Origin of the sequence: Kangiella sp. (assembly GCF_014762745.1) — a bacterium.
In the GTDB taxonomy this organism is placed as follows: domain Bacteria; phylum Pseudomonadota; class Gammaproteobacteria; order Enterobacterales; family Kangiellaceae; genus Kangiella.
This window is the reverse complement of record NZ_JABURJ010000131.1, coordinates 1-9288: the sequence shown is the minus strand read 5'-3', so window position 1 is coordinate 9288 and position 9288 is coordinate 1. Positions and strand designations below refer to the sequence as shown.

General features: G+C 45.5%; 7 protein-coding genes. 6 read left to right on the top strand and 1 reads right to left on the bottom strand.

Annotation, left to right across the window (positions count from 1 at the left end; all coding sequences use genetic code 11):
* Positions 1 to 171 precede the first annotated feature (171 nt).
* A protein-coding gene (locus HUJ19_RS11430) for an IS3 family transposase (protein WP_290624328.1) occupies positions 172 to 1397 on the top strand; the annotation gives its coding sequence in 2 pieces (ribosomal slippage) (positions 172 to 487 and positions 487 to 1397; 1227 coding nt in all).
* A gap of 58 nt (positions 1398 to 1455) precedes the next feature.
* Here HUJ19_RS11430 and HUJ19_RS11425 read toward each other — a convergent pair.
* A complete protein-coding gene (locus HUJ19_RS11425) occupies positions 1456 to 3951 on the bottom strand; it encodes a penicillin-binding protein 1A (protein WP_290624327.1) in 2496 nt (831 codons plus the stop codon).
* Between the two features lie 389 nt (positions 3952 to 4340).
* On the opposite strand from HUJ19_RS11425, the gene HUJ19_RS11420 reads away from it, so the two are divergent.
* From HUJ19_RS11420 to pilQ, 5 genes are all read left to right on the top strand, one after another.
* Positions 4341 to 5408, top strand: a complete 1068-nt coding sequence (locus HUJ19_RS11420; protein WP_106647448.1) for a pilus assembly protein PilM — start codon at positions 4341 to 4343, stop codon at positions 5406 to 5408.
* Positions 5408 to 5983, top strand: a complete 576-nt coding sequence (locus HUJ19_RS11415; protein WP_290624326.1) for a PilN domain-containing protein — start codon at positions 5408 to 5410, stop codon at positions 5981 to 5983. The genes HUJ19_RS11420 and HUJ19_RS11415 overlap by 1 nt, the downstream gene beginning before the upstream one ends.
* Entirely contained in the window at positions 5983 to 6609 is a 627-nt protein-coding gene (locus HUJ19_RS11410) for a type 4a pilus biogenesis protein PilO (RefSeq protein WP_290624325.1), read from the top strand. The genes HUJ19_RS11415 and HUJ19_RS11410 overlap by 1 nt, the downstream gene beginning before the upstream one ends.
* Positions 6606 to 7166, top strand: coding sequence for a pilus assembly protein PilP (locus HUJ19_RS11405; RefSeq protein WP_290624324.1), 561 nt, complete (start codon positions 6606 to 6608; stop codon positions 7164 to 7166). The genes HUJ19_RS11410 and HUJ19_RS11405 overlap by 4 nt, the downstream gene beginning before the upstream one ends.
* 89 nt (positions 7167 to 7255) lie before the next feature.
* On the top strand, positions 7256 to 9283 hold the full coding sequence (gene pilQ / locus HUJ19_RS11400; protein WP_290624323.1) for a type IV pilus secretin PilQ: 2028 nt from the start codon (positions 7256 to 7258) through the stop codon (positions 9281 to 9283).
* Positions 9284 to 9288: the final 5 nt, after the last annotated feature.

Genomic DNA, 9288 nt, shown 5'->3' with positions numbered 1-9288 from the left:
ATCAATTAAAACAATGGGTTAAAGACGAAATGGGCTAGTTATCTGGATCAGCCCCTTAAAGTAAGCTAATTACTTTAATTTTGTAGAATTAAAAAAGGCACTTATTAAAAGTGCCTTTTTTTATGTCTGTGTCCCGTCCTGAAATAAGTTGACACTCTGGAGGCTTATTTCATGAAAATATCTAAACCAACATCCCCAAAACGAACTCAACGTGATTACACCCTAGGCTTTAAATTGTCAGTGGTTGAGCAGGTCGAAAAAGGCCAGCTAACCTATAAACAGGCACAACAGCGGTATGGAATACAAGGACGAAGTACGGTTTTAGTCTGGTTGCGAAAACATGGTAAATTGGACTGGTCTTCAAGCGGAGGGCGAGTCATGAAGCAGCAGGAAACACCGGAACAGAAAATCAAGCGACTGGAGCAGGAGCTTCGGGATGCCAAAGATTTAAACTATCTTCAGCATGAGATGCTCAAGGAGATGGACCGCATCACGGGGAGCAAACTCGAAAAAAAGTATTTATCCGAGCGGCAAAAATTGCGCAAGCGTCGGGGCGGCTAGCGCTTGTCCGGTCGTGTCGGTTATATGGTATCAGTCGTCAGGCGGTATATCAGCGACTACAGGCATACCATCAGCGTCAGGAGCAGTTGAAGCCGGTTCATGACTGGGTACTTCACTGGCGTCGCTTTATGCCTCGGCTCGGCACCCGTAAGCTGTATCACCTGCTGAAACCACGGCTAGATGAAGCGGGCATTAAGCTTGGTCGTGACGGACTCTTTGACTATTTAAGGGAGCAGCGTTTGCTGGTTCGCCCCAAACGAAGCTACACCAAAACGACCCACAGCAAACACTGGATGAAAAAGCATCCCAACCTGCTCAAGGAGCAGCAGGCCGAGTCGCCCGAAGAGGTATTTGTCAGCGATATTACTTATGTGGAGTCAGCTGAAGGAACGCACTACCTGTCACTGGTCAGTGACGCCTACAGCCGGAAAATCATGGGCTACTGTTTAAGCTCGGACTTAACCTCAAAACACATGGTGAGGGCACTCAAGCAAGCTGTTGCGCAGCGGCAATACGTCAAGCCAACCATCCACCACTCGGATAGAGGGCTACAGTATTGCTCGAGTGAATATCAGGCCGCATTGGCCAAGGCAAACATCACGCCATCGATGACCGACGGTTATGATTGCTATCAGAACGCCAAGGCCGAGCGTATCAATGGCATATTAAAACAGGAGTTCCTGGTACAGCGATGTCATACCTATCAGGAGCTCAACACACTCATTAAAGAATCGATTATGATATATAATCAGATGAGGCCGCACTTGGGCCTGGGCATGAAAACACCTGAACAAGTGCATCAAAAAGCCCGAGACAAGGCTCGGGCTTCAACTTAAAAAGCTGTCAACCTATTTTAGGACGGGACACTGCGTCCCTGACTAAATAAGGGTAGAGCTAGAAGATGGAACCGGGATCGGTAGCTTCTTCTTCCTGTTGTTCTTCATCAGATTGTTTCTGTAACTGCTTGAGTTCTTCATCAAGCTGTCTTTCCAGCGCTTCTCTGGAACTGTCCTCTGTTGTATCGCTGTCAGTAGGAGATTCATCCAGCAGGCGCATCATTTCATCATCAAACAACTGTTCAACGGACTTTTCGTCTTGTTGTGTATTGTAGATGGTGTTGAAGTCTTCCTGCTCCTGTCTCGCAACTTCGGTAGGAACATTGTCGTCACGAAAGAACTCGAAGATTCCATTGGTTTGGCCAAGCGAAGCAAGCTTGCCAGTTTCAGGGTCGATTTTTGTCGAAACTACCCCGGGTGGCTGGATCATTTCTTTTGATGGTGTTCCTTCTAAAACTTGTTCCATAAAGGTTGCCCAAATGGGTAGTGCAGCGCGACCACCATACTCATACTGGCCAAGGCTACGGCGGTGATCCGAGAAACCTACCCAGGCGCTGGCCACAATTTCACGGTTGAAGCCCGAGAACCAGGCATCCTTATAGTCGTTAGCCGTGCCTGTTTTGCCCGCCAGATCGTTACGCTTCAACAGTGGACTATTGCGACGCACCAGCTGAGTGGTTGCTGTTCCGCTATGAATCACATCCTTCATGATGTCATAAATAATAAAGGCATCTCTTGGGTCAACTACCTGCTTGGCAATGCGGTCTTCGGGCATCGGTAGTGCTGGTTCATTGCGAATTTCAGGAGCGTACTTTTGCTCTCTAATCTGATTCTCGATACGCATCTGTTGGCACTCGTCGCACACCAGCATTGGGCTGGCTTCATATAAGACATCACCGACAGAAGAGCTAATTTCCTTAATATAGTAGGGATCAACCTGATAGCCGCCATTAGCCAGCACCGCATAAGCTGAGGCCATCTCCAGAGGCGTGAAGCTGGCGGTACCTAATGCTAATGACTGATAGGGATCCATATGCTCGTCTGGCAACCCCAGATTGACCAGGAACTGCTCAGTATAATCTGCGCCAATGGCATCAATGAGTCGCGTTGAAATAGTATTAATGGAGCGTTTTAAACCAATGCGCAGGCGGGTCGGCCCATTGTATTTAAGGTTGTCATTTTGAGGGCGCCATACTTCATCAATCGATTCATTCACTCGCACAAAGGGTGCGTCATTGACCAGACTGGCAGCCGTGTAGCCCTTAGAAAAAGCAGCGGCATAAATAAAAGGCTTGATGTTGGAGCCTGGTTGACGACGTGCCTGAGTGACCAGATTGAATTTATTGGCCGAAAAGTCGAAGCCTCCCACCAGGGCCGTAATTGAACCATCATGAGGACTCATTGCCACAAAGCCTGCTGAAGCTTCTGGAATTTGTGATAAGTGCCACTCATCTTCGTTTATCTTGAGAACGCGGATGATACTCCCAGCACTGACAATATCAGCAGCTTTTTCAGGCTTATTGCCTATTCGTGAGTCACTGATAAATTTAGCCGCCCACTCAAGACCCGACCAGTCAATGGTTAGCACTTGATCGTCTTTGCTTAAAACTTCGATGGATTTTTCGTCAACTTTGAGCACTACAGCTGGTAATAACGGCCCTATCGTGGGGGTGCTCTCAAGTAACGTTAGAAGAGCTTCTTTATCGTCAGCATTAAAATCTTCCAGCACAAGTTCCGGGCCCTTGTAGCCATGACGACGATCATACTCAAGCAAACCCTGGCGCAAGGCCTCGTTTGCAACCTTTTGCTGTTTTGAGTCAATGGTAGTCTGAACGATCAGGCCCTGATTATAGGCCACTTCTCGCCCAAATTTATTGATCACATCAATTCGTGCCATCTCAGCGACATAGGGGGCTTCCAGATCCAGGTCTGCAGTATGCTTTCTTGCGGTTAAAGGAGTCGCAACGGCTTCTTCATACTCGGCCTGAGCGATATAGTTCTGTTCAACCATACGGCTAAGAACCAGATTGCGGCGTTGGAAAGCTCGCTCAGGATTTGAAATCGGGTTATAAGCAGATTCCCCTTTGAGCAAGCCAGCCATCATGGCAGCCTGCGGTAGAGTCAGCTCAGTCAACTCCTTGCCATAATATACTTGTGCTGCGGCCCCCAGTCCGTATGCGCGGTGGCTAAAGTGGACTTTATTAACGTAGATCTCGAGGATTTCTTCCTTACTCAGCTCTTCTTCCATTTTGATAGCCAGAAACATCTCGACCAGTTTACGTTGGAGACGTTGATCGCGGGTCAGGAACATGTTACGTGCAGTCTGCATGGTCAGAGTACTGGCACCCTCAGAAAACTCGCCACTAAAGAGAGCAACCTTGATTACGCGCAATAAACCTTGAATATCAACACCGCCATGTTCAAAAAAGCGTTGATCTTCTGTCGCAATAAGCGCATTAATGAAGTCACGAGGAACTTGCTCCAGCTCTACAGGGATACGTCGCACGTCACCAAATTCGCCGATCAGTTTCCCGTCAGCAGTGTAAATGCGCATTGGGGTCTGAAATTTTACATTCTTGAGAGAATCAATTGCAGGCACTTGGGGCGCTGCAAAGAGGTATGCACCAAGAACAATTAAAACCATAAATATTGTGAGTAGACTCACAAAAAAGGCTAATTTCTTCAATATATTGATGGTCATTTTTTCAGAAAGTTTTATTGTGGGCTGTGAAAGCTCGGGAAATAATTGAGCACCAGTATACCTTTTTCTAAAAAAAAGGCTGAATTTTTTTGTAAATCAGTGTAAATATAGTATCTTAGAGACGTTAGTTAATAAAAAAGTTTAACTTTCGTGATGAAAAAGTATGCACTTTTTTGGGGACAAGTCTAAGATAGATAACGCATAGGGAAGATGTTGAACCAACTTAATGAGGCATAGGATTTATGGTTCTGGGGTTATTCAAAAAGAAACAAGTACCAGTTATCGGTATCGATATCAGCTCGACAGCTGTTAAGGTACTCCAGCTTGGCAAAGTGGGGAATCGTTACAGAGTTGACCGTTATGCGGTAGAGCCACTGCCACAGGGCGTTGTGGTTGAGCGTGATATTCGTGATACAGAAGCCGTCGGCAATGCAATTAAAAAAGCAGTCGATAAAGCTCGTACTACAACAAAATATGCAGCCGTGGCCGTTTCAGGTTCCGCGGTTATCACCCGTTCTATTCAAATGGAAAAGGGCCTGACCGACCAGGAGATGGAAGACGTCATCAAGGTCGAAGCAGATCAGTACATCCCTTATCCACTGGAAGAGGTCAATCTGGATTTCCAGGTACTGGGTGATTCTGAAGTTAATGATAATCAGGTCGATGTACTACTGGCAGCGTCTCGAAGCGTGAACGTAGATTCCCGTGTTGATGCGCTGGAAATTGCTGGCCTGATCCCAAAAGTAGTTGATATTGAAGCCTACGCCATTGAGCGTGCTTATCAGTTAACCAAAAAGAAAACCGTTGAACATATTGAAAACTCAGTGGTAGCTATCGTTGATATCGGTGCCACCATGACCAGTTTAAATGTGCTGCGTAACGGTCAGGTTATCTATAACCGCGAGCAGCTATTTGGCGGTAATCAGCTTACCGAAGAAATTCAAAGCCGCTATGGTTTGTCCTATCAGGAAGCTGGTTTAGCAAAAAAACAGGGCAGTTTGCCGGATGATTATGAAACAGAGGTATTGATTCCTTTTGCTGAAATCATTACTCAGCAAGTGGGGCGAGCTTTGCAGTTCTTCTTTTCTGCGAGCGAGTTTAACTCCGTTAATGAAATCATCCTGGCTGGTGGTTGCGCCTCAATCGATGGCCTGGACGGCATGATTCAGGAGCACCTGGGAACCCCAACACGTGTTGCTAATCCTTTTGCTGAGATGTCGATTTCTTCTCACGTAAATACTCAGGCTTTAAGTGCAGATGCTCCAGCAATGATGATTAGCTGTGGACTGGCACTAAGGAGTTTCGACTAATGGCACGCATTAACTTACTCGACTGGCGTGAGGAGTTACGTCAGGAACGACAAAAAGAATTCATTATTACTTTACTGCTAATGGCAATTCTGGCTGGACTGATTTGGTTTTTGGTGCACACAGTAATGGCATCAAGAATTGAAAGTCAGCAACAGCGTAACCAGTTTTTAGAAACTGAGTTAAGACAGCTTGATCGTCAAATTGCAGAAATTAACAAACTGGAAAAGCAACGTGAAGAGTTAATCAAGCGAATGGATTTGATTCAGGGCTTGCAGCAAAGTCGCCCGGAAGTGGTGCGTATGTTTGATGAGCTGGTTAACGTTGTTCCTGAAGGTATCAATTTAACAACTTGGGAACGTAAAGGGACTAACTTAACCTTTACCGGACAAGCTGAAACCAATCCTCGCATCTCAGAATTTATGCGTAAAATGGATGCGGCTGAGCGCTTGAACACCAAAGCACTTAGAGATGTTAATAAAGATGACAAAGGCATGCCAGCGCAAAACTTTGTGTTGGATGCTGAGCAACAAACACCAGGCCTTGAAAATAACGGGCAACAGGAAGGAGGTCAATAATGGCTGATTTAAGTCAATATCAAGACTTTAGTAATATTGGGTCGTGGCCACTTCCGGGTAAGATTTTTGTCATTGTCGCTGTAATGTTGCTGGTACTGGGAGCGGGTTATTACTTTGATACTAATGCGCAAATTAGTGAGTTAGAGTCAGCCCAAACTAGAGAGAATCAGCTGATTGACGAGTTCAAAACTAAGTACAAGAAAGCTGCGAACTTACAGGCCTATCGTGATCAAATGGCTGAAATGCAAGAAACCTTCAAAGGCTTATTGCAACAGCTACCGCGAAACACAGAAATTCCTGGCCTTCTGGATGAAATTTCTTACGCAGCGACAGGTGCTGGCGTGGATCTCTTATCACACAAATATCTGGACGAAGTAAAACAGGAGTTTTACATCGAAAAGCCAATTCAAATTTTAGCGACTGGTAGTTACCATCAAATCGCGGACTTCGTTAGTCGCATTTCCGGCTTACCTCGTATCGTAACGTTGCATGATTTCAAGATTGAGCCTGCGCGTACAGCTACAAATAGAAGGGGGTCTCAACCGGATTCTGAGGGGGCAGAGCGCTTAAGCTTCAGTGTACTTGCCAAAACTTATCGTTATGAATCAGAGGATGAGCAGCAGTGAGTTACCGTAATAACAAGATAGCAACCCTACTTGGGTTATCAGTAATGATGGGGATGCTTGCAGGTTGTGAGGATGCTGACTTATCCAGCCTACAGGCACGGGTTCAACAGATTAAAGATGAAACTCCGACTAGCGTACCGCCATTGCCGGAAGTGAAGCCTTATGAGCCATTCACCTATTCGGCATCAGATATGCGCAGTCCGTTTGCCAGGTTGGATCCTGAGTTTGAAACGCGCCTTCTGCAAATTGACGCAGACTGTGTTTCGGATATCAAGCCGGATCCAAACCGTCGCAAACATGAATTAGAAAAATATGGTCTTGATGCTCTGCAATATGTAGGCCTGATTTCCAATAACAAAGAGCACCGCGGTCTGGTTAAGATTTTAAGTGGTGACAGTGCAGGCGTAATACAACCTGTTCATGAAGGTGAGTATCTTGGCTTAGATGATGGTCGCATCACTAAGATTGATAGCAATCAAATCACCATTGAAGCCATAGTTCCCAATGGTCGTGGGTGTTGGGAAGCTCGCACACAATACCTTGTCTTAGGGCAGTAGGGGGCTGGACTATGAAGAATACAAACCACTTATGGACAAACAAGTCACAATTGGGTAAATCGACTATGTTGACAAAGACTACTACATTTATGAAAAGTTGCTCAGTGTTTGCTTTTGCGATGCTTGCATCCTGGGGCGTACATGCCAGTCAGCTTGAATCTATTAATTACAACGTGCTACCGGGTGATAAGGTGCAGCTGAGAATGACTTATTCAGATGTGCCTCCTACGCCGCAGGAGTTTACGACTGCTAATCCTGCGAGAATTTCTATGGATTTTGAAGGCGTCGACTCTGGACTTGATTTTAAAACCAAGGATATTGGTGTTGGTGTTGTTAACTCTGTAACGGCTATCCAGGCTCAAAATAGAACGCGAGTAGTCATTAATTTGTCTGAGCTGGTTTCTTATAACAGTCAAATTGAAGGTTCTGACTATGTTGTTACTTTGGATCAAGGTAGTGTAGCTTCAAACAATGACACTAAGCCTAACCGTACATCAAGTTATAGCGCTGGCTCAGGTTATGATATCTCAGGTATTGATTTCCGTCGTGGTGTCAATGGAGAAGGCCGAGTACTCGTTAATCTTGGTGACCCGAATGTGTCTGTGGACTTACGTCAGGAAGGTCGAACGGTAATTGCTGACTTTATGGGCGCTGACATTGACCCTGCTCTGATTCGCCGTTTGGATGTTATCGATTTCGGCACACCTGCCCAGATCGTGGAAACTTCTTCGCGTGGTAACGGAGTACGCTTGGCAATCCGTGCTAATGATACATTTGAATACCTGGCCTACCAGGCAAATGATCAATACACGATCGAGTTAAAACCTCTTACCCAGCAGGAAATTGAAAAGCGTGAGCGTGAGCAACCAAAATATACGGGTGAAACCTTAACTCTACAATTCCAGGATATGGATTTAAAAGCAATATTGCATACTCTGGGTGATTTTGCCGGTATCAACATAGTGATCAGTGATGATGTGCAAGGTTCAATGGCTCTTAACCTGGTTAATGTGCCTTGGGATCAAGCGCTAGATATTATCCTTAAGTCTAAAGGTTTAGGTAAGCGCCAGGAAGGTAATGTCATGATGATTGCACCTGCTGATATTATTGCACAGCGTGAGCAGCAAGAGCTGGAAGCGAATAAACAGCAGGAAGAGTTAGCGCCATTGCGTACTGAGCTGATTCAGGTTAACTACGCAAAAGCTGCTGAAATTGCTGGTATTCTGCAAGCCGGATTAGGTGGTGGTTCTGGCGATAATAATTCAGTTGGTATTCTTTCAGAGCGTGGTTCAGTTACCATTGATCAAAGAACTAATACAATTCTAGTACAGGATGTCGCAACAAAAATCGAAGATGTCAGACGATTAGTTGCACAACTGGATATTCCAGTTAGACAGGTGCTAATTGAAGCGCGTATCGTAACTGCTGATGATGGCTTCGCTCGCGACCTTGGCTCTCGCTTTGGAGTGAGTGATGTTATGAATTCTGGTGAAGTTAATGGTGACTTCAACGTTAATCTACCGATTGCTAACCCTGCCGGCTCGCTTGGCCTATCATTTGCTCGCCTTCAAGACGGTATTGTCGTCGATATGGAGCTTTCGGCCCTTGAGTCTGAGAATCGTGGTGAGGTGGTAGCAAGTCCTAAAGTAATTACGGCTAACCAGAAAGAAGCTTATATTAAGGCTGGTGAAGAGATCCCATATCTTCAGGGTGCTTCATCTGGTGCATCAAACGTACAGTTCAAAGAGGCTGTGCTCGAGCTTAAGGTAACACCACAGATTACTCCAGATGGTCGTGTTATTTTGGACTTGGCAATTACCCAGGATACCCGTGGTGAGAATGTTATTTTCACTAACCCTGATGGTGGCGGCAGCGCCGGTGCTCCAGCAATTAACACTCAAGAGATCGGTACTCAGGTATTAGTTGATAATGGTGAGACTATTGTTCTTGGTGGTATTTTCCAACATAGAACAACTTACGATGAGTCTAAAGTTCCATTGCTAGGCGATATTCCATTATTGGGCTGGTTATTTAAAAACACCCAGCGGGAAGATACTAAGCAAGAACTGCTCATATTCGTAACACCAAAAATTATTGAGCAGGGCTTGAAAAACTAATCCCT